21 protein-coding genes are annotated in these 23,775 nt (G+C 54.8%); 10 read left to right on the forward strand and 11 right to left on the reverse strand.

Annotation, left to right across the window (positions count from 1 at the left end):
• Window positions 1-1,040 precede the first annotated feature (1,040 nt).
• Complete coding sequence (locus B5F27_RS07420) at window positions 1,041-2,261, forward strand: MFS transporter (RefSeq protein WP_002584949.1); 1,221 nt, start codon at window positions 1,041-1,043, stop codon at window positions 2,259-2,261.
• Window positions 2,262-2,341: 80 nt separating this feature from the next.
• Here the strand turns inward: B5F27_RS07420 and B5F27_RS07425 are convergent, their stop codons facing one another.
• Both B5F27_RS07425 and B5F27_RS07430 read right to left on the reverse strand, forming a co-directional pair.
• On the reverse strand, window positions 2,342-3,142 hold the full coding sequence (locus B5F27_RS07425) for a helix-turn-helix transcriptional regulator (RefSeq protein ID WP_002575858.1): 801 nt from the start codon (window positions 3,140-3,142) through the stop codon (window positions 2,342-2,344).
• Window positions 3,143-3,220: 78 nt separating this feature from the next.
• On the reverse strand, window positions 3,221-3,484 hold the full coding sequence (locus B5F27_RS07430) for a hypothetical protein (protein WP_002575859.1): 264 nt from the start codon (window positions 3,482-3,484) through the stop codon (window positions 3,221-3,223).
• A gap of 228 nt (window positions 3,485-3,712) precedes the next feature.
• Between B5F27_RS07430 and B5F27_RS07435 the strand changes: the two genes are divergently transcribed.
• The 6 genes from B5F27_RS07435 to B5F27_RS07465 all read left to right on the forward strand — a co-directional run bounded on the left by B5F27_RS07435 (window position 3,713) and on the right by B5F27_RS07465 (window position 9,007).
• Entirely contained in the window at window positions 3,713-4,126 is a 414-nt protein-coding gene (locus B5F27_RS07435) for a cysteine-rich VLP domain-containing protein (protein WP_002575860.1), read from the forward strand.
• A 111-nt stretch (window positions 4,127-4,237) separates the two neighbouring features.
• Window positions 4,238-4,633 carry a replication initiator protein A gene (locus B5F27_RS07440; RefSeq protein ID WP_002575861.1) on the forward strand — a complete coding sequence of 132 codons (396 nt, stop codon included), beginning with the start codon at window positions 4,238-4,240 and terminating at the stop codon, window positions 4,631-4,633.
• Between the two features lie 173 nt (window positions 4,634-4,806).
• Window positions 4,807-5,751 carry a MobV family relaxase gene (gene mobV, locus B5F27_RS07450; RefSeq protein WP_002575862.1) on the forward strand — a complete coding sequence of 315 codons (945 nt, stop codon included), beginning with the start codon at window positions 4,807-4,809 and terminating at the stop codon, window positions 5,749-5,751.
• Window positions 5,735-5,947, forward strand: a complete 213-nt coding sequence (locus B5F27_RS07455) for a hypothetical protein (RefSeq protein ID WP_002584948.1) — start codon at window positions 5,735-5,737, stop codon at window positions 5,945-5,947. Before mobV ends, B5F27_RS07455 begins: the two co-directional genes overlap by 17 nt.
• Window positions 5,948-6,041: 94 nt before the next feature.
• On the forward strand, window positions 6,042-7,553 hold the full coding sequence (locus B5F27_RS07460) for a recombinase family protein (protein WP_002575864.1): 1,512 nt from the start codon (window positions 6,042-6,044) through the stop codon (window positions 7,551-7,553).
• A 188-nt stretch (window positions 7,554-7,741) separates the two neighbouring features.
• Complete coding sequence (locus B5F27_RS07465) at window positions 7,742-9,007, forward strand: glycosyl hydrolase family 28 protein (protein WP_087365931.1); 1,266 nt, start codon at window positions 7,742-7,744, stop codon at window positions 9,005-9,007.
• 56 nt (window positions 9,008-9,063) lie between these two features.
• Here the strand turns inward: B5F27_RS07465 and B5F27_RS07470 are convergent, their stop codons facing one another.
• Entirely contained in the window at window positions 9,064-10,857 is a 1,794-nt protein-coding gene (locus tag B5F27_RS07470; protein ID WP_144066492.1) for a histidine kinase, read from the reverse strand.
• Window positions 10,854-12,359 (reverse strand): response regulator, encoded by a 1,506-nt coding sequence (locus B5F27_RS07475; RefSeq protein ID WP_087365937.1) that lies wholly within the window; start codon window positions 12,357-12,359, stop codon window positions 10,854-10,856. The genes B5F27_RS07470 and B5F27_RS07475 overlap by 4 nt, the downstream gene beginning before the upstream one ends.
• Window positions 12,360-12,595: 236 nt before the next feature.
• Between B5F27_RS07475 and B5F27_RS07480 the strand changes: the two genes are divergently transcribed.
• The gene (locus B5F27_RS07480; RefSeq protein ID WP_087365939.1) at window positions 12,596-13,681 is read left to right on the forward strand and encodes a glycoside hydrolase family 88 protein; all 1,086 of its coding nucleotides are present in this window, start codon (window positions 12,596-12,598) and stop codon (window positions 13,679-13,681) included.
• Window positions 13,682-13,855: 174 nt separating this feature from the next.
• Window positions 13,856-14,128 (forward strand): hypothetical protein, encoded by a 273-nt coding sequence (locus tag B5F27_RS16915; RefSeq protein ID WP_144066493.1) that lies wholly within the window; start codon window positions 13,856-13,858, stop codon window positions 14,126-14,128.
• Window positions 14,129-14,307: 179 nt separating this feature from the next.
• Here B5F27_RS16915 and B5F27_RS07490 read toward each other — a convergent pair whose 3' ends face one another.
• From B5F27_RS07490 to dctP, 7 genes are all read right to left on the reverse strand, one after another.
• Entirely contained in the window at window positions 14,308-15,117 is an 810-nt protein-coding gene (locus B5F27_RS07490; RefSeq protein WP_087365946.1) for a gluconate 5-dehydrogenase, read from the reverse strand.
• Between the two features lie 41 nt (window positions 15,118-15,158).
• On the reverse strand, window positions 15,159-15,977 hold the full coding sequence (locus tag B5F27_RS07495; protein ID WP_087365949.1) for a sugar phosphate isomerase/epimerase family protein: 819 nt from the start codon (window positions 15,975-15,977) through the stop codon (window positions 15,159-15,161).
• A gap of 15 nt (window positions 15,978-15,992) precedes the next feature.
• The gene (locus tag B5F27_RS07500) at window positions 15,993-17,111 is read right to left on the reverse strand and encodes a glycoside hydrolase family 88 protein (protein ID WP_087365952.1); all 1,119 of its coding nucleotides are present in this window, start codon (window positions 17,109-17,111) and stop codon (window positions 15,993-15,995) included.
• Window positions 17,108-18,061 carry an AraC family transcriptional regulator gene (locus B5F27_RS07505; protein ID WP_087365956.1) on the reverse strand — a complete coding sequence of 318 codons (954 nt, stop codon included), beginning with the start codon at window positions 18,059-18,061 and terminating at the stop codon, window positions 17,108-17,110. The genes B5F27_RS07500 and B5F27_RS07505 overlap by 4 nt, the downstream gene beginning before the upstream one ends.
• A gap of 81 nt (window positions 18,062-18,142) precedes the next feature.
• Window positions 18,143-19,450: a TRAP transporter large permease gene (locus B5F27_RS07510; protein ID WP_087365959.1), complete on the reverse strand. Its 1,308-nt coding sequence runs from the start codon at window positions 19,448-19,450 to the stop codon at window positions 18,143-18,145.
• Window positions 19,451-19,942 (reverse strand): TRAP transporter small permease, encoded by a 492-nt coding sequence (locus B5F27_RS07515; protein WP_087365963.1) that lies wholly within the window; start codon window positions 19,940-19,942, stop codon window positions 19,451-19,453.
• A gap of 17 nt (window positions 19,943-19,959) precedes the next feature.
• Complete coding sequence (gene dctP, locus B5F27_RS07520) at window positions 19,960-20,976, reverse strand: TRAP transporter substrate-binding protein DctP (RefSeq protein ID WP_087365966.1); 1,017 nt, start codon at window positions 20,974-20,976, stop codon at window positions 19,960-19,962.
• A gap of 418 nt (window positions 20,977-21,394) precedes the next feature.
• On the opposite strand from dctP, the gene B5F27_RS07525 reads away from it, so the two are divergent.
• Window positions 21,395-23,566 carry a CRISPR-associated endonuclease Cas3'' gene (locus tag B5F27_RS07525; RefSeq protein WP_087365969.1) on the forward strand — a complete coding sequence of 724 codons (2,172 nt, stop codon included), beginning with the start codon at window positions 21,395-21,397 and terminating at the stop codon, window positions 23,564-23,566.
• Window positions 23,567-23,775: the final 209 nt, after the last annotated feature.

Genomic DNA, 23,775 nt, shown 5'->3' on the forward strand with positions numbered 1-23,775 from the left:
AAGGAACTACACGCAGACCGTGAAACGGGCTGCTGACAACAAACGGCGCTATGCTCCCGGCTGGGTGCATAGCACCTGTTTGTTGCGGGGGTTTCCAAAGGGGGCAGCGCCCCATTTGGCACACGACTTTGCGGAGCAAAGTGTAGTGTGTTATACGCTCTGTCGGCGTTGCCCTGAAAATACCGTTGCCGCCGGGGAGGGCAAGGGCATTTGACGCGGCAGGAAAGCAGGGCTTTGTTTGGGGCTGGTAAGCCGGAAACAAAGGGCTGATTTCAGCAGCAGACAGGGCGTATTATGAAAGCCCCCGTCCCTCGTCCTCCGCCCCCGGCCTATGGGACAAAAAGTCCCAAAGCTCTGGACACCGTGACCAGATGTGTGGCCACACTCCGGGAAAAGTAGCAGGACGGCAGGAAACCGTCAAGGCTGAAATGAATGGGCTGACGCCCGGCCTTGACCGTTCCCCGCCGCCCCGCTGGATGGGTGGACAAGGTGGCCAATCCCTAAAAGTGTTTGGCCGCACTCGTTCATTTTGGGGCCTTTCTTCTCCCAAAATTGAAATGGGCGGGAAAGCCCTAAAATGGCTTTCCCGCCTTGATTACCCATTAGCAAAGACGGGCGAGACTGTCAACGGCGGCGCTGAAAGCGCCGTTCATCTTGACCGTTGACTGGCTCGCCTGGCTTTGCTACTGCCCGTAAGAGATGGAAAAACAAGATGGAAAACAAGGTTAAAAATGGTTGACAAGTCTATCGGATGTGTGTTATACTGTGCGACAGTTTGAGATTGGAAGGAGGCTTACGTGTGTTAATTTGTGTACGCTAATAAGCAATAAAAAGTAGAAGTACCTTTCCACATGATGGTGGGCTTTTTTTGCGTGCGTATGCAAAGGAACACGTAGGTTTGACACGAGCAGTCTTTGAACTGTATCGTGGTGTTTTTTCGTGCTTTGTTGTTATGCAGGCGTCTGCCCTCTCTGTGGGACAACGCCTGCTTTTTATTGCAGAAACAAAGGAACAATGCAATAAAAAAGGAGGTTCGCATTATGACCCAAAACAACAATTCATGGAGAAAAACTTATTTTACACTTCTTGCCGGACAAGCAATATCCTTTATTAGCAGCGGTATTTTGCAAATGGCCATTATCTTTTATTTGGTTGCGAAAACTAATTCTGCAATCATATTGACGGCGGCAACACTGATTGGATTTTTGCCGCAAGCCTGTTTAGGCCCGTTTGCAGGTGCTTTTGTTGACCGGCACAGCCGTAAAAGCGTAATGATTGGTGCGGATTTGATAATTGCCGCCGCTGGCGGTATTCTGGCGCTGGTGGCGTTTTACATGGAATTGCCCGTATGGTCTATTATGGTTGTCCTGTTAATCCGAAGTGCGGGAACTGCTTTTCATTCTCCAGCATTCAGCGCAGCAACACCTATGATTGTGCCAAAAGAGGAACTTACAAAATGCGCTGGTTACACGCAGACCATGCAAGCAGTAAGTGCGATTATCAGTCCAGCTGCCGCAGCGTTTTTATATGCTGTTTGGCCTCTTAATGCAATTATATTGTTAGATATTGTGGGTGCAATCCTTGCCTGTGTGACTGTTGCGATTTCGTCCATACCAACGCCTGAACTATGTCCAGAAACGAAAAGACAACAGTTTTTACAGGATATGAAAGAGGGGTATGTGGTATTAAAGCAAAACAGGGGCCTCTTTGCTCTGCTCTGGATTGGTGTAATTTATATGTTCTTTTATATGCCAATCAGTACGCTTTTTCCTCTCATCTGTATGTCATACTTCAAAGGAACACCGGCCCATGCCTCTGCCGCTGAAATTGCTTTTGCGGTTGGTATGCTGCTTGGCGGAGTCATTCTGAGCATTTGGGGCGGTTTTAAGAAACGGCGGTACACCATCGGTCTTTCCGTTCTCCTGATGGGCGTTAGCAATATGCTCTCCGGGCTTTTGCCGCCAGACGCATTTCTTGTCTTTGTTGTGTGCTGTACTGTTATGGGAATTTCCGCTCCATTTTACGGTGTGCAAAATGCGATTTTTCAAGAAACGGTCAAACCAGAATATCTGGGGAGAGTTTTTTCTCTACTGACAAGCGCCGCTTCCCTCGCCATGCCGTTTGGCCTTGTCATTTCCGGGCCTCTGGCGGAGCGGCTGGGAGTTGAGAAATGGTTTGTCATTTGCGGAATTGGCATTATCATCGTTGCGCTTGCCGTATTTTTACTACCCGGTTTGAGAGAGATTGACAATACGCAATAATCAACTGCACCTTTTTCTATTACTAAACAAAATGCCTGGATGGTGGTTCTGAAAAACCAGAACCGCCGTTCAGGCATTTTTTATCTTCGTCCTCTCTGCGGTTTTGGATTCTTCAGCAAGTCGGATTTTTCCGCAATCTTTTTCAGCCACTTCCGTTCTTCTACTGACAGCTTCCTAAAATTCAGCTTGAGCCGTTTGCAGATAAACGCCAAGTACGCTTGTTCCGTGTCGCTGTCCTGGCTGACGATTTCACCAGCAGTTTCCAGCATTTCTTTTAGCGGGTTATCCTCTGGGACGCTGAAAAAATCGTCCTTGTGTGTTTCCCGCAGAGCAAGGGCAATCCCGTTTATGTCCCGTTGTATCACATAGCGGCAAAACTCGTCCTCATCAATATGGGCGGTGATAAGCTGTCTTAACTGCGTATCACTCATGCCAGGATTATGCTTTTTTATAACAGTTGCGCTCATCGTGTCCACTATGGCGTTTGCACCCTGCGCCTGTTTCAGTGCCGTTCCGTTCACATAGATTTCAAGGTCAGCCATCAGCCGGGGGAAATCCGGGTGCGCCGCCAGCTCACACAGCAGGGTATTGTCTATCCTCCCGCTTTTCAGCAGGTCAATCATTTCATCACTCAAACGCAGGTCTGCAAGATCGGCGTTTGGGTGATTTTTCATTTCAGACAGCCCCAGCAGATAATCAGCGGTCACACCGTAAAACTTCGCCAGCCGGATAAGGGCATAGTGGCTGATGTCCTTGAAGTCTTCCGTTTCGTAACTGCCCAGCGCAGACTTGGAAAGCCCGGTCTGCTCCGCAAGCTGCCCCAGCGTCAAGCCACGCTCCACACGTAGGTCTTTTAATCGCTCTTGTATGGATAAAGACATATTCACCCTCCTTGCTAGCTCAACGAAAGAGAAGCCGTTATGCTATGTACTATGCTCATAGCATAACGGCATAGGCATTTACAGTTTTATTTTACCATTTGCTACATCTTCACGAAATTTATCAACAAGCTTCGCTGTCAGCTTGGATTTACCGTAGTGTTCAAGTACAAAAGTACGATAACTTTTTCCATCTACAAGCACATCACTTTTTCTGGTCAACAACCAATTTCCGTTACCTCCTCCCTGTTCTCTAATATTCCAGTCTTTCCCATATCTTTTATAGATTTCATCTTTTTTACCTTGAACAGACATTGATTCGCTTGGAATATAAACAATTTGCATAATAGCTCCTCCTTTATTTTGTGCAAGAAGACCAGAAACCTGAATTTGTCTTTTATCTTTTTTTGATTATATCACAAATCCGAGAGCGTGGAAATAGGGAGTTTTTCAGGCTGATTTCCTACCTCTTGGATATACGGCACAGGCGGTCAAAAAGGTGTAGACTTGGGATAGTTCATCGATGGACAAGCACCTTGGAAACAGAACACGCCAAAGAAAACGGAGGGACGCATGAGCAAAAGACCCTATCAACACCTGCCGCCGCTGGAACACAGGCCGGACGGCTCCCCCTACCGCATAACCCCGCCCCAGAAGAGACGAGCCAGCGGCCTGATACGCCGGGAGTGCTGCAACTGCGAGGACGGAAACTGCCTTGCGCTGGACGATGGCGACACCTGCGCCTGTCCGCAGATGATTTCGTTCTCCGTCTGCTGCAAGTGGTTCCGCTGGGCGGTCTTGCCGCTGGACAGGACGCTGGAAGCGGAGATTTACCGGGACAGGGACTTGAAACGCTGTGCGGAGTGCGGCGGTGTGTTCGTCCCGAAGTCCAACCGGGGCAAATACTGCCCGGACTGCGCCGCCAGAGTTCACAGGCGGCAGAAAACAGAAAGTGAACGGAAAAGGAGGTCTGCTGTGGACAGTTAAGAGCGGGAAAAGCCTTGATTTGCAAGGCTCCGCAAGCCCTCAACCGGGGCGGCTGGTATCATTTATCATTCGCCCCGGAAAACGGGCCTCTAACCGTCCACAAAACACGCTATGACAAACACGATTTATATTCACCAGCCGGAAAAGGCGTTCAGTTTCACCCGGCTCCCCAATTTCCTTTTTGAAGCACCCACATTCCAGCCCTTGAGCAACGAAGCGAAGGTGCTGTATGCCTTTGTCCTGCGCCGGGCGGAGTTGTCCCGGAAGAACGGCTGGGCGGACGAGTACGGGCGGGTCTACCTGTACTACCCCATCTGCGAGGTGGTCGCTTTGCTCCGCTGCGGGCGGCAGAAAGCGGTCAACACCCTGCGGGAGTTGCAGTATGCGGGGCTGGTGGAAATCCAGAAACAGGGCTGTGGAAAACCCAACCGCATTTACCCGAAATCCTATGAAGCGGTTCCAAACACCGACTTCAAGAAATCCGGTTATGGTACGCCGGAGGGCTGAAAACCGTACTTGGCGAGTACGAAAATCAATCCTCTTGAAGTACGGAAATCTGACGGTATATAGAAATACAGAGATTAAAACCATCTATTTACATTCATTCCATTCCAATCCTATCAGAGATATTTTCGGCGGGAAAACCCGCCGGAAAGGAATGGAATGGGGAAAGGAGTTCAATGGCACAACACGCAATTTTGCGATTTGAGAAGCACAAGGGCCACCCGGCGGGGCCGCTGGAAGCCCACCATGAACGGAAAAAGGAGCAGTACGCCAGCAACCCGGACATTGACACCAGCCGGAGCAAGTACAATTTCCACATCGTCAAGCCGGATGGCCGCTACTACCATTTCATTCAGAGCCGCATCGAGCAGGCCAGATGCCGCACCCGCAAGGACAGCACTCGGTTTGTGGACACGCTGATTACCGCCAGCCCGGAGTTTTTCAAGGGCAAGTCCCCAAAGGAGATAGCGGCCTACTTCCAGAGGGCGGCGGACTTCCTCATTGACCGGGTGGGCCGGGAGAACATCGTTTCGGCTATGGTACACATGGATGAAAAAACGCCCCATCTGCACTTGGTCTTTGTGCCGCTGACAAAGGACAACCGCCTGTGCGCCAAAGAAATTATCGGCAACCGGGCCAATCTGACGAAGTGGCAGGACGATTTTCACGCCTGTATGGTGGAGCAGTACCCCGACCTGGAGCGTGGGGAAAGCGCCAGCAAGACGGGCCGGAAGCATATCCCCACCCGGCTGTTCAAACAGGCGGTCAACCTCTCCAAACAGGCGAGGGCCATTGAAGCGGTTCTCTCCGGCATTACCCCGCTGAACGCCGGAAAGAAGAAAGAGGAAGCCCTCTCCATGCTGAAAAAGTGGTTTCCGCAGATGGAGAACTTCTCCGGGCAACTGAAAAAATACAAGGTCACAATCAATGACTTGTTAGCGGAAAATGAAAAGCTGGAAGTCAGGGCAAAGGCCAGCGAAAAAGGCAAGATGAATGACACGATGGAACGGGCGAAGTTAAAAAGCGAACTGGACGATATGCGGCGGCTGGTTGACCGTATCCCGCCGGAGATTTTAGCGGAACTGAAACGGCAACAGCGGCAGCATGGAAAGGAAAGGTGATCTTATAAGTAATATCAGATACAAAAAGGAAATCGAAATCGTGACTTTTCAGGGAAAGGAAATCACACTGGAAAATCTCTCCCCGGTGTTCACGCCGGAACAGGAAGCAGCCAAACGCCGGGAACTGGAACAGCAGCTTTATGAGGTGTTCCGCAAGTACGCCGACAAGCGGGAGAGTGAGGAAGCCGGGACATAAGGTTTTCCAAACCCATCATTGATTTGCGGGGCTGCTGGCGGTATAATAGAACTGTCAGCAGCTCCGTTTCTTTTTTAAGAAAAGGAGCGACAATATGAACAATCGGATAGACGCAATCTATGCAAGACAATCGGTAGACAAAAAGGACAGCATTTCCATTGAAAGCCAGATTGAATTTTGCAAATACGAGTTGAAAGGCGGTAACTGCAAGGAATACACAGACAAAGGGTACAGCGGCAAGAACACAGACCGTCCGAAGTTTCAAGAACTGGTGCGGGACATCAAGCGGGGCTTGATTGCAAAGGTCGTGGTTTACAAGCTCGACCGTATCAGCCGTTCCATTCTGGACTTTGCCAACATGATGGAGCTGTTCCAGCAGTACAATGTGGAGTTTGTGTCCTCTACGGAAAAGTTTGATACCTCCACGCCGATGGGACGGGCCATGCTGAATATCTGTATCGTGTTCGCCCAGCTTGAACGGGAAACGATACAGAAGCGGGTAACGGACGCTTACTACTCCCGCAGTCAGCGGGGCTTTAAGATGGGCGGGAAAGCCCCTTACGGCTTCCATACGGAGCCTATCAAGATGGACGGTATCAACACAAAGAAGCTGGTGGTAAACCCGGAGGAAGCGGCCAATATCCGGCTGATGTTTGAGATGTACGCCCAGCCCACAACTTCCTACGGGGACATTACCCGGTACTTTGCCGAACAGGGGATTTTGTTCCATGGCAAAGAGCTGATACGCCCCACGCTGGCGCAGATGTTACGCAATCCTGTCTATGTGCAGGCAGACCTTGATGTGTACGAATTTTTCAAAAGTCAAGGTACAGTCATTGTCAATGACGTTGCCGATTTTACGGGCATGAACGGCTGCTATCTGTATCAAGGGCGAGATGTAAAGGCCAGCAAGAAAAACGACTTAAAAGACCAAATGCTGGTACTGGCTCCCCATGAGGGTATCGTCCCCTCCGACACCTGGCTGACCTGCCGCAAGAAGCTGATGAACAACATGAAAATCCAGTCTGCCCGGAAAGCCACCCACACATGGCTGGCAGGAAAAATCAAGTGCGGGAATTGCGGGTATGCTCTTATGAGTATCTACAATCCCTCCGGCAAACAGTATCTCCGCTGCACGAAACGGCTGGACAATAAAAGCTGTCCTGGCTGTGGGAAAATCATCACTTCGGAACTGGAAGCGGTTGTTTATCAGCAGATGGTAAAGAAGCTGGCAAGCTACAAGACGCTGACAGGAAAAAAGAAAGCGGCAAAGGCAAACCCGAAAATCACCGCCCTGCAAGTGGAACTTGCCCATGTAGACAGCGAGATTGAAAAGCTGGTGGACAGTCTGACGGGGGCAAACAATGTCCTGTTCTCCTATGTGAATGTGAAGATAGCGGAACTGGACGGGCGCAAGCAGGAACTTCTGGCAAGGATAGCGGAGTTGACTGTGGAGGCCATCAGCCCGGAACAGGTCAGCCAGATTTCCGGCTACCTCGATACCTGGGAGAATGTATCTTTTGATGACAAGCGGCGTGTGGTGGATTTGATGATCACCACCATAGCCGCCACAAGCGACAGCTTGAACATCACATGGAAAATCTGACTGGCGGCACCCCTCCCGTCAGATACCTACCCTGTGTAGTCCCTTGTAAACTGTACTTTGTTTTTGTGTATATAGAAAAAATCCAAGATAATATAAATAATTATTGCTGCGTCTGCGGGAAAGCTGTTTTCTTCGTGCCGGTGTGTTATACTCACCCTGGAATTAAAAAAGAAAGGATGCGATCTGATATGGAACGCTTTGACCACTGTTTCCCCGACGGCACCCCTATCGACCCCTGGTTTTACGACACACATATTCCCTCCCTGGCAGACCTGGGCAAGCCCTATGTCCTGACCGACTGCGGCATCCTGGACGACGGGCGGATCCACACCGCCGAGATCCAGGCCCTGATTGACCGCGCAGCCGCCGAGGGCGGCGGTGTCATTGTGGTGCCTGCCGGCACCTACATGACCGGCTCCCTGTTTTTCCGGCAGGGCGTCAACCTCTATTTGTCGGAGGGAGCCACCCTCCGGGGCAGCGACGACATCGCCGACTATCCCCTGTGCCAGACACGGATCGAGGGTGAATCCTGCCAGTACTTTGCAGCCCTCATCAACGCCGACGGGCTGGACGGCTTCACCATCTGCGGCCCCGGAACCATTGACGGCAACGGGATGCGCTCCTGGCGGGCTTTCTGGCTGCGCCGCAGCTGGAACCCTCAGTGCACCAACAAAGACGAACAGCGCCCCCGGCTGGTCTACCTCTCCCACTGCCGCAACGTCCTGGTGGCCGATGTCCGCCTTCAAAACTCCCATTTCTGGACCAACCATCTTTACCGGTGCGATCATGTAAAATATCTGAACTGCCGGGTCTTTTCCCCTTCTCACCCCGTCAAAGCACCCAGCACCGATGCCATCGATATCGACGTGTGCACCGACATCTTAATTAAAGGCTGTTACTTTGAAGTCAATGACGACTCGGTGGTCCTCAAGGGCGGCAAAGGCCCCTGGGCTGACACCCTGCCCGAAAACGGTTCCAACGAGCGCATCCTCATTGAGGATTGCACCTATGGCTTCTGCTACGGCTGCCTGACCGTGGGCTCTGAGTGCATCCACAGTCGGAACATCCTGCTGCGCCGGTCCAAAATCCTCACTTCCCTGAATTTCCTCTGGCTCAAAATGCGTCCCGATACTCCCCAGCATTACGAATACATCGCCGTGGAGGACGTCAGCGGCAAAGTTGGCAATTTTTTCAACGTCAACGCCTGGACCCAGTTCTTTGACCCCAAAGGCCGCACCGATATCCCGGTATCCGCCGCCGACCACATCTATTTGCGGGGCTGCTCCTTCGACTGCAACGCCTGCTTTGCCCTTTCCCCCGATCCGTCCAAATACAGCCTGTCCCATCTCACCATTCAGGATCTGGACATCCGGGCCAGCCGCAGCTTTACCCTCCCCGACTTCATCCAGGATGTTTCGGCACAGAACGTACATATTACCCCCAGCCAGTCCTGACAATAAAAATACCCCGCCGTTCTTTGGGAACGCGCGGGGTATCTTTTTGCGCTTTTTCAGGACTGGGCTGCTTTTTCAGTGCTGCCTTCCGGAGCCGAAGCATCTACCTTCATCTGCCGGACCCTGACTTCCACTTTGAGGCCGCCCCCTGCCCGCGGGCACAAGACCAGGCCGCAGGGGTCACCATAAAACAACCGCAGCCGCTGGTGCAGGTTTTTCAGGCCATAGCTTTCCTGTTCTGTCCGGATGGGGGCATGCAGACGCTCATTCAGCTGCTTCATCTCCTCGGCCGGCATACCCTGGCCATTATCCTCCACCTCAAACAAAATCAATCCATCCTCTGCCAGCTCGCCCCGAATCCGGATGAAGTTCTCCTCCTTTTCGCCGTCGTAGCCATGTTCAAAGTAATTCTCGATCAGCGGCTGAAAGACATTCCGGATGATGCCGAACTGCAGCACCCTGGTGTCGATGTCGTATTCCACCTCCACCTCATCATCATGCCGCGCCCGGCCCAGACTCAGGTAGCGCTTGCTGGCGTTTAGTTCCTCCTGCATCGGGATGAAATTCCGCGAGCCGATCAGGCTGCGGAAATTGGCCGCAGTCTGGGCGATCAGGTCCGCTGTCTCCTCATCGCCGTGCTCGTAGCACCGGGCGCGGAAAATCTCCAGGGTATTGTACAGAAAATGCGGGTTAAATTTAGCCTGCAATTCCTGCAGCTCGGCTTCTTTGCGGCGCAGCTCATAGTCGTAGACCCGCTCGATCATCTGTTGCAGGTCCGCCGCCATCTGATTGATGGACCCGGCAATCACCGTCAGCTCAGGCTGGCGGAAATTCATGGGCAGCCGGTAATCCAGTTCGTTGCTGCCCAGGCGGGCCAGCCCGCCCCGGATCACCTCAATCTCCCCCTGAATCCGCTTGACCATGAACTGATAGAACACCACGGCTGCTGCCACCCACAAAAACACCACAAAAAACAGGATCATTCGAACGCTGGCGCTGGCTTTCCAGACCAGCTCGTCCCAGGAAATCGAATAGCTGATGCAGGCCCCATGGGGGCAGATCTCGGAGGTGCTGACATACCATTTCTGCCCTGCGCTGTCCTGCACCCCACTGGTGCCGGGCTGAATCTCTCCCTCCCACTGCCGGGCCTGCTGGCCGGAAGAAAAAATAGGGATGCCGTCGGCTGTGATGTCAAACTGAAGGCTTTCCATCTGGCTTTCAATCTGACACAGCTGAACCAGATTGTTGATGTTGTAGTTGGCCAGCACCGAGCCCTCCAGATTGCCGTAGCTGGGCACGCCGCCTGCAATTGCAAGTCCCAGATACGAGCTCTCGCTGGTGGTCACATTTTTCACCGGATAAATCTCCATCCGGTCCTTTTTCACGTCCAGCTCGCTGCGGTAGGCAAAGTCCTCCGGCATTTCGATCAGGGCACCGTCGGCTGTAAAATAAATATAATTCACCCGCCGCACCGGCGCATAGACCGCAATCCACTGGACCGCCCCGTCCCGCAGGGCCATCTCTGAGAGAATATGCCGCAGCTCGACCTTTTCCTCCGAGGGCAGCGCCTGATCGGCGGGCTGGGAATAATAGCGGTAAAAAAACAGCATATCCTCCTGATGAGAGAACACCGAAATGTACAGGGACCAGAAATCATCCACCAGGTTTTCATACTCGGTGGCCACCCGCTGAAGCCGCAGGTCCAATTCCTGCAGCAGCGCGCTGCGGCTCTGCTGATAGGCATACTGGCAGGCGATGGCCGCAATCATCCCCGAGACAATCAGGAACACCGCCATCATCCAGCGCAAACCAAATTGTGCAAAAAGACCTTTCTGGACTTTTGTGTTCAAGACTGCTCCTCCCTTCCAATCCGGTAACGGGCCGGCGAAACGCCTTTGCTCTCCCGGAAGCAGCGGACAAAATAGCTGGTGGAGGCAAATCCCACCTGACTGGCTACATCCTTAATCTTACTGTTGGGTTTTTTCAGCAGGATCACCGATCGGTTTATCCTGCACTGCATCAGATAGCTATTGAAAAAGTTGCCCGTTTCTTCTTTGAACAGATGTCCCAGATAGGCTGGATTGACCCCGGTTTTGGAGCTGAACTCCTTGATGGACCCTCCGTCGCCGCTGCGGACGCTCTCATGGATGTACCGGATGGCCAGCCGTACGATGGGACTCAGCACATCCAGCCGCTTTTCAAAGTCGGCCCGCATCCATTCCAGCGCACTGCTCAGCATCTGCACAGCCTCGTCCCCTGTGGCCTCCCGGCTTCTGGTTCCAAAACGTTTATAAAGCTGCTCCTGGGAATTTTCCTGCTCGGGAAACTCACTGGTCAGCACCCGCAGATAGGCATAGATCACATGATGAAGGCATTCGTCTGCACCCTTGTACGGCACACTCCAGTACAGCTGAACAGCAATGACATTGCTGTCCTTTCCGCCAGGTGCCCGATAGCAGAACATTCGCAGGTCCTCGATCAACTGGTCTGCGTCCGGCGAACGGGTGTCGGCATGGATATTCAGCATCACGCCGGTCTGATTCAAATCCGCCAGCTCCATCATGTCGCACACCAGAGAATAGCTCAGATGCAGCGCCTGGGGGTCACTGACCACCCCGCCGATTGCCGCCACCACCTGATCTTCCGCTCCTTGCTGCCGGGCCAAAATGCACAGTTCTTTTTCCAGCTGATCCTGCGCAAGGCTCCGCCCGCCCAGAATCATCACAAACATCCCTTTGTCATTCCAGCAGTGATACACTTCGTACTGCCTGCTCAGCTGCTCCAGGCAGGCGGATCGGAACAGGCTGCTGGTGCTGTCTTTGCGGCGCTTGGTGATCCCCACCACACAGTACTGGGGCAGGTACAGATTCAGCCCCAGCACGCCGGCCCGTTCGCCCAGCTCTTCCTCTGAGATGCTGCCAGTCAGCCAGCGGTGAAGAATGTTGTCGTACAGCATATTCTCCCCTGTGCTCCGGCGCCGGTAGAGGTTCGCCATGGTGCTCTGGACCGTGTTTTCCAGTTCCTCTTTCTGCACCGGTTTCAGCAGATAGTTCTCCACGCCCAGCTGAATCGCCTCTTTGGCATAGTCAAACTCACTGTAGGCCGTCAACAGAATGCACCGGGTCTCCGGGTAAAGGCACCGCACTCGGCGAATCAGTTCCAGCCCGCTTATCCGTGGCATCTTAATGTCCGTAATCAGCATATGGAATGATTCTCTCTCCATCATCTCCAGCGCCTGCATTCCATCCGCCGCGGTCATGGGCGTCTCCACGCCCATAGCCTGCCAGTCAATGCTCGTTTTCAAAACTTTCAATACACTTTCTTCGTCGTCCACCAGCAGAACCCGATACATGAAATCTTCCTCCGTCCTCCTTGACAAAAGCTTCGCCGCATGCCGGCCGCTTTTGCAACTTCCGGCAAGATTTATACTATCATAAATCCGGAAGCCCGCACAAGAGATTTCCTTCCTGGTATCTGGTAAAAACTATAAATTTTGAAACTTTGTGAAAAGATTTATATGTACATTGCACGCATCCCGCGGCTATAATGGAAGCACAACAACATTCCATCCAAAAGGAGCTGCACACCATGAAAACCCCTGTAGAGTATGCCCGCGCCGCCTGTGACACCATGATGCGGAAATTTGCCGCACCGGACCTTCCGCCCAAGGGACATTTTCACTATCACCAGGGCGTCTTTCTTTCCGGTGTGCTGAAAACCTGGCAGCTCACCGGCGATGAGCGCTATTTCAACTACGCAAAGGACTGGCTGGACTCAGTCATCGATGAGGAGGGCCGCATCCTTTTGTACGATCACGCCGATCTGGATGACATCCAGCCCGGCATTCTGCTGTACCCGGTGCTGGATCAAACCCAGAACCCCCGGTACGAAAAGGCTATCCAGTCGGTTTATGCTCAGGTGCCGGATGTTCCCCGCTGTGCGTGCGGCGGATTTTACCACAAAGTGCGGCATACTGGCCAGATGTGGCTGGACGGCCTGTACATGATCGGGCCTTTCCTGGCTGAGTATGGACGCCGGTACAACCGGCCCGATCTGCGGGAGGATGTTATCCGCCATGTTCTGCTGATGAAAGAACACACCCGCGATCCGAAAACCGGCCTGTGGTACCATGCATGGGATGAAACCCATCAGGCAGACTGGTGTGATCCGGATACCGGCCTGGCGCCTGAATTCTGGGGCCGTTCCCTGGGCTGGGTACCGGTGGCCATTCTGGATGATCTGGAACAGCTGTCCCCCTCTGACCCCGGCTATGACCAGCTGCAGGCCATTGTGCCCGAGCTGTTGGAAGCCATCTGCCGCTATCAGGGCCCCGACGGCCGCTGGTACCAGGTGGTCAATAAGCCTGACCGCCCCGAAAACTGGCCGGAAAACTCCTGTACCTGCCTATTTGCTGCCGCTCTGGCCCGAGCGGTCCTGTTGGGTATGCTGCCCACGTCCTATGCTGAAAAAGCCCACGCCGCCTATGAGGGTGTGATCCGCAGCCTGACTTGGGAGGGCGACGACCTCCAGATCGGAGGGGTCTGCGTCGGCACCGGCGTCGGCAGCTACGAATTCTACTGCGGCCGTCCCTGCTCAGTGAACGACCTCCACGGCGTAGGGGCCTTCCTGCTGATGTGCACCGCCATCCAGCAGCTGGAACAGGCCGGCCTGTAAACACCTCTATCCTCCCCTTCTATTGCGTTTTTCTTCTCCTAAAAATCCCGCAAATGCAGAGTTGCTCCTGCTTTGCGGGATTTTTCTGATTGAATTTTTCAAAAGAACCGTTCTCTTTGACCAGAGCTTTTCAATGGGGTTCAAGTCCGAACTAGATGGCGGAAGATAGATGTAATGAACCTCCGCCTGATCCAGGAGATCCTTGGCAGCTTTGGTGTGATGAGACTTCATATTATCCAAAATGAGAACAGAATCACGGTTCAAATAGGGCAGCAAATCATTTTCCAGGTGTTTTTTGAATTTCTCTACCGTAAAAAGGCTTTATATTTTCTCTCTCAAAAAAAGAATAGATTTTTCAAGGTTCTGAAAACGCAAAAAGCCGGGCTTCCTCTTATGAAGAAGTCCAGCTTTGCTGTGCTATTTTTCTCGAAAGGCGTGAGGTTTTAAACGCAATCTCCATAAAAAGCCCTTCTGAACGGACTTTTCAACATAAAGGTCTATGGAAAAGGGGCTGCCGCTCTACTTTCGTTTTGCAACAGCCCCTGTTTTTCTTCAAAGGGCGAAAAAAGGGCCGGGCCCCGAAAACCAGAGCCCGGTGCTTTTTCAGAATGGGAGAGAATGGCTTATTACTGGGGCTGCTTGCCGATATAAGCCAGGATGCCGCCGTCCACATACAGGATGTGGCCGTTGATGAAGTTGGAAGCATCCGAAGCCAGGAAGACAGCAGGTCCGCCCAGGTCCTCTGCCTCGCCCCAGCGGCCGGCCGGGGTCTTGGCGATGATGAACTGGTCGAAGGGATGACGGCTGCCGTCGGGCTGGATCTCACGCAGAGGTGCGGTCTGCGGAGTGGCGATGTAGCCGGGTCCGATGCCGTTGCACTGGATGTTGTAAGCACCGTACTCGGAGGCAATGTTCTTGGTCAGCATCTTCAGGCCGCCCTTGGCTGCTGCGTAGGCCGAAACGGTCTCACGGCCCAGCTCGCTCATCATGGAGCAGATGTTGATGATCTTGCCGCCGCCCTGGGCGATCATGTCGGGGATCACAGCCTTGGACACGATGAAGGGAGCGTTCAGGTCCACATCGATGACCTGGCGGAACTGCTCAGCGGTCATGTCGCACATGGGAATGCGCTTGATGATGCCGGCGTTGTTCACCAGAATGTTGATGTGGCCTACTTCCTCGGTGATCTTCTTCACCATCTCGTTGACGGCGTTCTCGTTGGTGACGTCGCAGACGTAGCCGTGAGCGTTGATGCCGGCCTCCTTGTAGGCGGCCACGCCCTTGTCCACCAGCTCCTGCTTGATGTCGTTGAACACGATGGTGGCGCCGCAGTTGGCCATGGCGGTAGCGATGGCGAAGCCGATGCCGTAGGATGCGCCGGTGATCAGCGCCACTTTGCCGGTCAGGTCAAAGGATTTTGCAGTACAGACAGACATGGTTATTTACCTCCCAAATGATTGGATTTTGTCAAAACAGGTCACGGTTCCGCCAGCCGCCGCATAAAGTCCAGATCCGCGGCATCCCGGGAAAGCTGGACCTCCTCCCGCAGGAGAGGCAGGTCAGGGCGGCAGCGAACCAGCCAGGAATGAATGGCGGTGTAATCCATCACGCCCTGACCCAGTCCCCGGGGACAATAGGTGTCCCCCTCCAGGACAAAGTCCTTGATATGCATGGCCCGGATGCGGGGTCCGAACGCTTCCAGCCATGCGGTCCAGATTTCTCCCTGATGGGGCTGATCCCGGCGTTTGAGCACGTTGGCCGGGTCCAGAATCAGGGCCAGATGCTGCGGGTCGGCCACCCGTTCCAGAAGGGCCTGGGTCCGCTGGATGCTGTCCAGCGGGTACCAGAATACCGGTTCTATGGCGAACACACCGCCGCACCGGGCTGCGGCCTCGGTGATCCGCAGGACGCTGTCCTCCAGAAGGGGAAACCGCCGGGCCTTTTCTTCGGCGTCCAGATGCTCATAGCTGCTCTCGCTGCCGACGCAACGGGCGCCCATGGCATTCTGGAGGTTCAGGCAGTGGATGACATTTTCCACAGCAGCGCGGCGGGCAGCGGAATCGGGGCTGCTCAGATCCATATAACAGCCCAGGACGCTGATCTCCACACCGGCATCCTGAAAGGCTTTTCCGATGGCGGAAGCGTCATCCAGGGTGAGCTGGCGGTAGCTCTCCACCCCCATCAGCCCCTTGACCGGGGCCAGCTGGCAGGCATTGTACCCTCTGCCCGCCAGCAGGGCCGCCAGATCTCCGGGGCTGTGGCGGCCATAATCGTGGGCGCGGCAACCAAGTTTCATGGCGGACCTCCCGGGTTACAGATGCTGCAGCGCCTCGGCCAGGGCCAGAATGGTCAGGGACTGACCATAAGCCATGGGGGCAATGAGAATGTTTTTATAGTGGTCCGCGTTCATTCCCATGCCGGTGCCGCCGGAGACGTTCAGCACGGTGCCGTCGGTGTCGATGTTCCGCAGCAGAGCCTGGATGGCGCGCTGGGCGCAGTCCAGATAGGAGTCGTCCAGAATCCCCAGACGAATCCCCTTGAGGATGCCGCAGGTGATGGCTGCGCTGCCGGATACCTCCTCATAACTGGTGGGGTCGTCCAGAACGGTGTGCCACAGTCCGCTGGGGGCCTGCAAACGCTTCAGGGCAGCCACCTGGGCCTTATAGGTGTCCAGAATGAAGGTCTTGACCCCGGCGTTTAGAGTGCCCTTGAACATATCGATGTAGTCCAGAATCCCCAGGGTAAACCAGCTGTTGCCGCGGCACCAGAACACGCCGCCGAAATTGTCCATCCGGTTAAAGCTCCAGCCGTGGTAGAACAGCCCGGTGTGGGTGTCATAGAGGTACTTGATGTGGATCAGAACCTGATGCATGGCCTCGTCAATCCATTCCTGCCGGTTGTACTTCAGGCCCATCCGGTTGAGGAACAGCACCGTCATGAACAGGGTATCAATCCACAGCTCGTTCTCGTTGAGCCGCACCCCCAGCCGGTCGCCGTTGGCGCTGGTCACATGCTGAAAGCCGTTTTCCTGGGTCCGGGGCAGGCAGTGCATCAGCCAGTGGGCCCAATCCTTGCACAGGGCCTCGTATTCATCGTTATGGCACAGCTCGTTCAGCTCCACCAGGGTCAGCAGCGGGGTGGTGGTGTTGATGTTGCGGCTGGGCAGGCCCAGGGCCAGGTTCTGGCGGAACCAGTCGTCCAGAAACTCCCGGTACTCCTGGCAGTGGTCGCACTGCATCACCTTCAGCAGGCCATACAGGCCTACCCCCTGGGGCCAGTCCCATTCCTGGATGCCGAAGTCCCGCTTGAAAAAGCCGATGGCTTCGCCGCCCTCTTTCAGGCTGTCCTCATTCTCAGGGCCGCCCAGGTGCATCAGTTTCTGAATCACCAGATCCAGCTTTTCCCGTAATTCCTTTTCATTGATTTTCATAGCTCTGTGTCAGGAGTTGACTCCCTTTCCTCCCTTGTAAGATTGTCGGCCGGCTGCATAAAGTCGGTGGAAACATCAAAAGCGGTCACGGTGTGCAGGGTTCCACGGTATCGCAGCGGGGAAACGGTCATATAGCGCTTGAACTCCCGCTCAAAGTGGGTCAGGCTGTTGTAGCCCACCCGCTCCGCAATGGTTGAGACGCTCCATTTGGTTTTTTCCAGGTATTCCCGGGCCTTCTGTATCCGCAGAATGGTCTGGTATTCGCTGACCGAATATCCAATCACCCTGCGGAACAGGCGGCACATATAAAACTTGCTGAGGTAAAACTGCGCCGCCAGCTGGTCCAGAGAATGCTGCTCGGCGTAGTGCTGGGTGAGATAGTCCGCCAGCTGGTACACGCATTTGTACTTTTCATCCTGGTACAGGGGCAGGATGGATTCCCCGGCGGTCAGCTCCCGCACCAGGCTCAGGAGCAGCAGCACAGTGTTGGCCTCGATGGCCTGGGCGTAGCCAAAGGCGCGGCGGGTTTCTTCTTCCTGAAAACGCCCGCACATCTGCAGAAAGAATTCCTGCTGCCGCGGGTTCAGGTGGTAGATGCCCGGATTTTTGCGGAAAAAGGCGGCAAAGTTCAGATCCGGGAACTTGGCGTCCATCTGGGCCATCTTCTGGCTGGTGATGTACAAAATCATCCGCTCATACCCCGGCTCACAGTGGTCGGGACAGCGGGTCATATGAATCATGTCGCTGTCAATGAGGACCAGGTCCCCTTTGCCGGCCAGAAAAGAGCGGTTGTTGAAAAAGAACTGCCGGTAGCCGTCCATGATGTAAAAAATCTCGTATTCATCGTGAAAATGGCGGACGCTCATGTTGTGTTCGCGGCGGCGGTTCACATGCTCCAGAGAGATGCCGTTCACCGAGGCGCCATACGCAACAAAGCCGGTTTCTTCCATGGGGTCTCCTTCCTGAGCCGGGCAGGGGCTCCTGGCTGCACCGGGGCAGCCCTTTCTGTCAAACAGCTGTTTTTTCAGCTATTATAGCATACCGAACAGGCCCGGCAAGCCAAGGCTCAAAGCGGGGATGAAGGTCACCAGCAGCAGGCCGATCACAATGGCTCCAAAGTAGGGGATCAGGCGGGGGACCACCTTTTCCACCTTGAGGTTGGCCACGCTGCAGCCCACAAACAGGACGCTGCCCACCGGCGGGGTGATGGTGCCGATGGCCAGGTTCATGACCATCATGACGCCAAACTGGACGGGGTCCATGCCGATGCTGTTGATGACCGGCAGGAAGATGGGGGTGAAGATCAGCAGGGCGGGGGCCATATCCATGAAGGTGCCCACGACCAGAAGGATCAGGTTGATGATGAGGAGCAGAATGTACTTGTTGTCGGTGACCGACAGCAGGGCATTGCTGATGGCCTGGGGCAGGCCGGTGAAGGACAGAACGAAGGAGAGCACCGAGGATGCGCCGATGACCAGCATGACGATGGTGGTCATGGTGGCGGTATTGACCAGGATGTCCTTGATTTCGGACAGCTTGATGCTGCGGTAGATCAGGACCGACAGCAGGAAGGCATAGACCACGGCGATGCCGCTGGCCTCAGTGGGAGAGAACACGCCGCCCAGAATGCCGCCGATGATGATGAGAATCATAAGGAGGCTGGGCACGGCGTCCCAGATGGTCTTGAGGACCTGGGAAGCGGTGAGTTTCTGTGCGTTGCGGACCACATAGCCGTTCTTTTTGGCGAAGCAGAAGGCCACCACCATGCACAGGCCGGCCCACAGCAGGCCGGGAATCCAGCCGGCAATGAACAGAGTGGCCACCGAGACGCCGCCGCAGGCGGCCGAGTAGATGATAAAGGCGTTGGTGGGCGGGATCAGCTGGCCCACAGGAGCAGTGGCGATGTTGGTGGCGGCGGAGAATTCCTCCTCATAGCCGGCGTCCTTTTCGGGTCCGTTCAGGACGCTGCCCATGGCGGAAGCGGCGGCAATGCCCGAGCCGGACAGGGAGCCGAACATGGCGTTGCCTGCAATGTTGGTCAGGGCCAGGGAGCCGGGCACCTTGCCCAGCACCAGCATGGCCAGGTTCACCAGGCGCTGCGCCAGGCCGCCGCTGCCCATCAGGTTGCCGGCCAGGATGAAGAAGGGAACCGCCAGCAGGCTGAAGCTGTCGATGCCGGTGGTGAGCTTCTGGGCGGCAATGAACATGGCAAACTTGGGGGAAAGGAACATAGTGATGGTGACGGCGGCGGAAGTGATGATGCTGAAAGACACCGGCGTCCCCATGATGAGCAGGAAGGCGAACAGGATAATCAATACGATCGCGGCTGAAATCTCCATTTATTTGACCTCCTCACAGCTGTTTTTCAGTTCGGCGGCATGGTCCATCAGGCGGGGAATGCTGTAGAGCACCATCAGCACGCCCGAAACCGGCACGCCGCTGTAATACACCTGCATGGGGATCTGAAGGGCGGCCGACACCTGGCCTGCCGCGTTGGAAGTAACCATGATGCCGCCGGCAATCATGATGACCACACTGATGAGAAGAATCAGAATATCATTGAAGATTTTGTCCATGGCCAGGCCCTTGGGGGTAAAGGTGCCGGTAACAAAGCCGATGGAGATGTGCTTGTCCCGGCCATAGGCGTAGGGGACGCCCAGCATGGTGGTCCAGATCAGGACGTATTTGACAAATTCCTCGGTCCAGTCGCTGGGATTCTGCAAAACAAAACGGGTGAAGATCTGATACACGCACCCGAACACCATCAGGACCACCATGATGGACAGGATCACTTCCAGGATTTTATCCAGAAGCGCGGTTAAACGTTTCATTGCGCTTTCCTCCTCGCTCAGTCGGCGTAATTCTGAATGTCCTCGTACAGGGCGCGGTATTCATCGCCGCGGGCGCAGTATTCCTGATGGATGGGCTGCACCGCCTCAATGAAAGCGGTCTTGTCGATATCGTAGTAGATATGGACCCCATGCTCCTGGGCCTCTGCAATGGCGTCGGCCATCATGTCGCTGTACAGGCTCTTGAAGTTTTCATTGGTCTTTTCCAGGCTTTCCACCAGGGCGGTCTGCTGTTCCTGGGTCAGACTGTTCCAGGTGTCGGTGCTGATGATGTAGATATCGGGGGAGTACTGGTGCTCGGTGTAGGTGTAGGATTTGACCAGGTCCTCGTGGCCGTTGACGGTGAGGGCCAGCTCGGTGTTCTCCGCGCCGTCCACCATGCCCTGCTGCAGGGCGGTATAAGTCTCGCTGGAGGACATGGGAACAGCCGAGCCGCCCATGGCCTCGATCATCTCCATGGAGGTGGAGCTGACCATGGACCGGATCTTTTTGCCGGCCAGCACCGACGGGTCGGTGACGGCCACATCTTCTTTCAGATAGAAGTTGCGGGAACCGTTGGCGTAGTAGCCGATGGCGATGAAGCCCTGGTCCGCTGTGGAGGTGAACAAATCCTTGACGGCCTGGCTCTCCTCCATGGCGGTGTAGTAGTGATCCTGATCCACAAACAGATAGGGGATGGCAAAGATGGCATAGCGGTCATCAAACTGCTCCAGGGTGTTGGAGCTGACCTTGGCCATGTCCAGGATGCCGGCCTGGACCATCTCGATTTCCTCGTTCTCGGTGCCCAGCACACCCGAGGGGTAGATCTTTACCTCCATGTCGGTATCGGTCTGCGCCACAAAGTCCGCAAACAGGGCGATGGAATCCGCAATTTCGGAGCCTTCCTGCTGGTTGTGGGCCAGACGGATCTCGGCCGCGGAGGAGTTGTTGGAGCTGTACACCTGGACAAAGGTGCCGGCTGCCACCAACAGGGCAGCCGCACAGACAGCCGCGCCGATTTTCTTTTGAATGGTCATGGATTTTCCTTTCTTCCCATTTTTTGAAAGCTGTGCGCTGGACTATTGCGCGTCAGTTTTCATCAGAACCTTCGATATCATGCATGATTTACGTGCTTATTGTACCATTTAGCCACGGATGCGTCATCCGAGTATCTTGCAAAAATAAAAAAGAATTCAAACTATCTTGCGCTTCATTGTGGAAAACGAAGAGCTTTGCTCACATATAGCTCAAAACAAGTGATGCATTTTTGTGCATTTTGACAATTCACGCTCCAGGTCAATGCGTAATCAACCTATTTTACAGATCCATCTGTAAAAGGAAAACGCGGAACCTTTTCTCTGAAAATGCTGTATAAGTCCTTTCTATCGTATTTTATCTGTGCTATCATAAAAACAAAAAAGAATGCTCGATTCTGGTTAGAAAGGATGTATCTGCATGGAACCAGCCCGGACCCAGACCCACTTTCTCGCCCACCAAACCGAGGACAAAGCCCGCGCCCAGACCATCCTGGAACATCTGCAGGGCACAGCTGCCCTGGCCCAGGACTTCGGATCCGCCTTCGGGGCAGAGGAACAGGCCCGGCTGGCCGGTCTGCTCCACGACATCGGCAAATACAGCGAAGCCTTCCAAAAGCGGCTCCAGGGCCAGGCAGTCACCGTTGACCATTCCACCGCCGGAGCAAAGGAAGCTTTTGCCCAGCGGCAGCTGGAGGCTGCTTTTGCGGTGGCCGGACACCACGCTGGTCTGCCGGACGGGGGTGCTGCCACAGACAGCCCGGAAGGCAGCACCTTATGTGCACGGATGAAGCGAACCATCCCCTCCTGCGATGCCTGGCACACCGAACAGCCTGCTCTGCCTTCGGCCCGGCGGCCGCCCCAGATCCCGATGGATAATCTGAGCGAAGCCTTTTACATTCGGATGCTGTACTCCTGCCTGGTGGACGCAGATTTTCTGGACACCGAAACCTTTATGCAGGGCCGCGCCGCCCCCCGGGGCGGATACGATTCCATTCCGGTTCTGTTCCACCGCCTGCAGCAGTACATTGCCCCCTGGCAGAATCCCACCACACCCCTCAATCAAAAGCGCTGTGAAATTCTGGAGCAATGTCTCCACGCCGGACAAACCGGAACCAGCGGACTCTACACCCTCACGGTTCCCACCGGGGGCGGCAAAACAATTTCTTCTCTGGCTTTCGCCCTGGCCCATGCCCAGGCCGCCCACAAGGACCGGGTGATTTATGTGATCCCCTATACCTCCATCATCGACCAGACCGCCGAAATTTTCCGGAAAGTTCTGGGAGAAGAAAACGTCATCGAGCATCACTCCGGCGCAGACTACCAGGTGAATGGAGACCAGACCGATCCTTCCTTTTACCGGAAAGCTCTGGCCGCTGAAAACTGGGACGCTCCGGTCATCGTCACCACGTCGGTGCAATTCTTTGAATCTCTCTACGGGAACCGTTCCTCCCGCTGCCGCAAACTTCACAACATCGCCAATAGCGTGGTCATCTTTGATGAGGCCCAGACCCTGCCGGTTTCCTATCTGCGGCCCTGTGTGGAGGCCATTGGGCAGCTGGTTCAGTATTACCGGGTGACAGCGGTGCTCTGCACCGCCACCCAGCCAGCCCTCCAGCCTCTGTTCGCAGAGCTGGCGCCCCATCTTTCCATCCGGGAAATCTGTCCTGACACCCAGGCGCTCTACAGCTTTTTCTGCCGGACCACCCTCTGTCAGGCCGGCACTCTCTCCCTGGAAGACCTGGCCGCCCGGCTGAACGCCCAGCCCCAGACCCTCTGTGTGGTCAACCGCCGGGCCACCGTTCCGGAACTGGGCGCCCTGGTGGCACCGGAAGGCCGCTTCTGCCTGACCACTCTGCTCTGCCCAGTTGATCGCAAACGCCTGCTGCACCAGATTCGTTCCCGCCTGCAGGAGGGGCTTCCCTGCCGGGTGATCTCTACATCCCTGATTGAAGCCGGTGTGGATGTAGACTTCCCCACCGCCTGGCGGGAGGAAGCCGGTCTCGACTCCATCTTGCAGACCGCCGGACGCTGCAACCGGGAGGGTAAACGGGATGCGGCGGACAGTCTGGTCTCGGTGTTCCGTCTGGAAGGGGTACGGCCCCTTTCTTCCATACAGGCCTGCGCAGACGCCGCCCACAATGTCCTGAGGCAGTGTTCCGACCCCGCCAGTCCCCAGGCTATTGAGGCTTACTTCACCTTTTACCGAACCTTGAAAGGCAATGCCTCTCTGGATGCCCAAGGTGTGCTGGACGCGTTCTGCAAGGGAATCCAGGGCTGTATGCTTCCCTTTGCCTGGGTGGCGGAACATTTTCATTTGATTGATAAGTCTACCGTCACCCTCTACATCCCCGTAGATCAGGGCCAAAGCCTAATCGACCAGCTGCGGGCCGGGTATGCCAGCCGCTCTCTCTATCGGAAGCTGGGACAGTATGCCGTCAACATTTACCCGGACCACCTGAAAAACCTGCTGGATGCAGGCACCGCAACGCCGCTGGACGGTGACAGCTATGTCCTGACGGATCTTTCTCTCTACAGCCGCGATACCGGCCTTGCCCTGCAGGCGGAGACCGGAAAAGCTCTTTTTGGATGATGGCATAAGAAAAGGGCGGCAAGATCCTTCCTTGCCGCCGCTTTCCTACAAAGTACATCTAATTTTTTCTATCCACAGCAGTTGCTGACGCCTTTATTATATCGAATCATGGGGCTGAAGGCAAATTCACCCCTCAAATTTCACAATTTACATGCGGTTGATTTGGACGATGCAACAAATCTGCCGGTTTGTCTTGACAGTTTTGGGGA

It is taken from the genome of Faecalibacterium sp. An192 (assembly GCF_002160175.1).
Lineage (GTDB): Bacteria > Bacillota > Clostridia > Oscillospirales > Ruminococcaceae > Faecalibacterium.

Coding starts and splice junctions, on each gene's coding strand:
- B5F27_RS07420 (WP_002584949.1), top strand. CDS start 1,041: ATGACCCAAAACAACAATTCATGGAGAAAAACTTATTTTACACTTCTT.
- B5F27_RS07425 (WP_002575858.1), bottom strand. CDS start 3,142: ATGTCTTTATCCATACAAGAGCGATTAAAAGACCTACGTGTGGAGCGT.
- B5F27_RS07430 (WP_002575859.1), bottom strand. CDS start 3,484: ATGCAAATTGTTTATATTCCAAGCGAATCAATGTCTGTTCAAGGTAAA.
- B5F27_RS07435 (WP_002575860.1), top strand. CDS start 3,713: ATGAGCAAAAGACCCTATCAACACCTGCCGCCGCTGGAACACAGGCCG.
- B5F27_RS07440 (WP_002575861.1), top strand. CDS start 4,238: ATGACAAACACGATTTATATTCACCAGCCGGAAAAGGCGTTCAGTTTC.
- mobV (WP_002575862.1), top strand. CDS start 4,807: ATGGCACAACACGCAATTTTGCGATTTGAGAAGCACAAGGGCCACCCG.
- B5F27_RS07455 (WP_002584948.1), top strand. CDS start 5,735: ATGGAAAGGAAAGGTGATCTTATAAGTAATATCAGATACAAAAAGGAA.
- B5F27_RS07460 (WP_002575864.1), top strand. CDS start 6,042: ATGAACAATCGGATAGACGCAATCTATGCAAGACAATCGGTAGACAAA.
- B5F27_RS07465 (WP_087365931.1), top strand. CDS start 7,742: ATGGAACGCTTTGACCACTGTTTCCCCGACGGCACCCCTATCGACCCC.
- B5F27_RS07475 (WP_087365937.1), bottom strand. CDS start 12,359: ATGTATCGGGTTCTGCTGGTGGACGACGAAGAAAGTGTATTGAAAGTT.
- B5F27_RS07480 (WP_087365939.1), top strand. CDS start 12,596: ATGAAAACCCCTGTAGAGTATGCCCGCGCCGCCTGTGACACCATGATG.
- B5F27_RS16915 (WP_144066493.1), top strand. CDS start 13,856: ATGAACCTCCGCCTGATCCAGGAGATCCTTGGCAGCTTTGGTGTGATG.
- B5F27_RS07490 (WP_087365946.1), bottom strand. CDS start 15,117: ATGTCTGTCTGTACTGCAAAATCCTTTGACCTGACCGGCAAAGTGGCG.
- B5F27_RS07495 (WP_087365949.1), bottom strand. CDS start 15,977: ATGAAACTTGGTTGCCGCGCCCACGATTATGGCCGCCACAGCCCCGGA.
- B5F27_RS07500 (WP_087365952.1), bottom strand. CDS start 17,111: ATGAAAATCAATGAAAAGGAATTACGGGAAAAGCTGGATCTGGTGATT.
- B5F27_RS07505 (WP_087365956.1), bottom strand. CDS start 18,061: ATGGAAGAAACCGGCTTTGTTGCGTATGGCGCCTCGGTGAACGGCATC.
- B5F27_RS07510 (WP_087365959.1), bottom strand. CDS start 19,450: ATGGAGATTTCAGCCGCGATCGTATTGATTATCCTGTTCGCCTTCCTG.
- B5F27_RS07515 (WP_087365963.1), bottom strand. CDS start 19,942: ATGAAACGTTTAACCGCGCTTCTGGATAAAATCCTGGAAGTGATCCTG.
- dctP (WP_087365966.1), bottom strand. CDS start 20,976: ATGACCATTCAAAAGAAAATCGGCGCGGCTGTCTGTGCGGCTGCCCTG.
- B5F27_RS07525 (WP_087365969.1), top strand. CDS start 21,395: ATGGAACCAGCCCGGACCCAGACCCACTTTCTCGCCCACCAAACCGAG.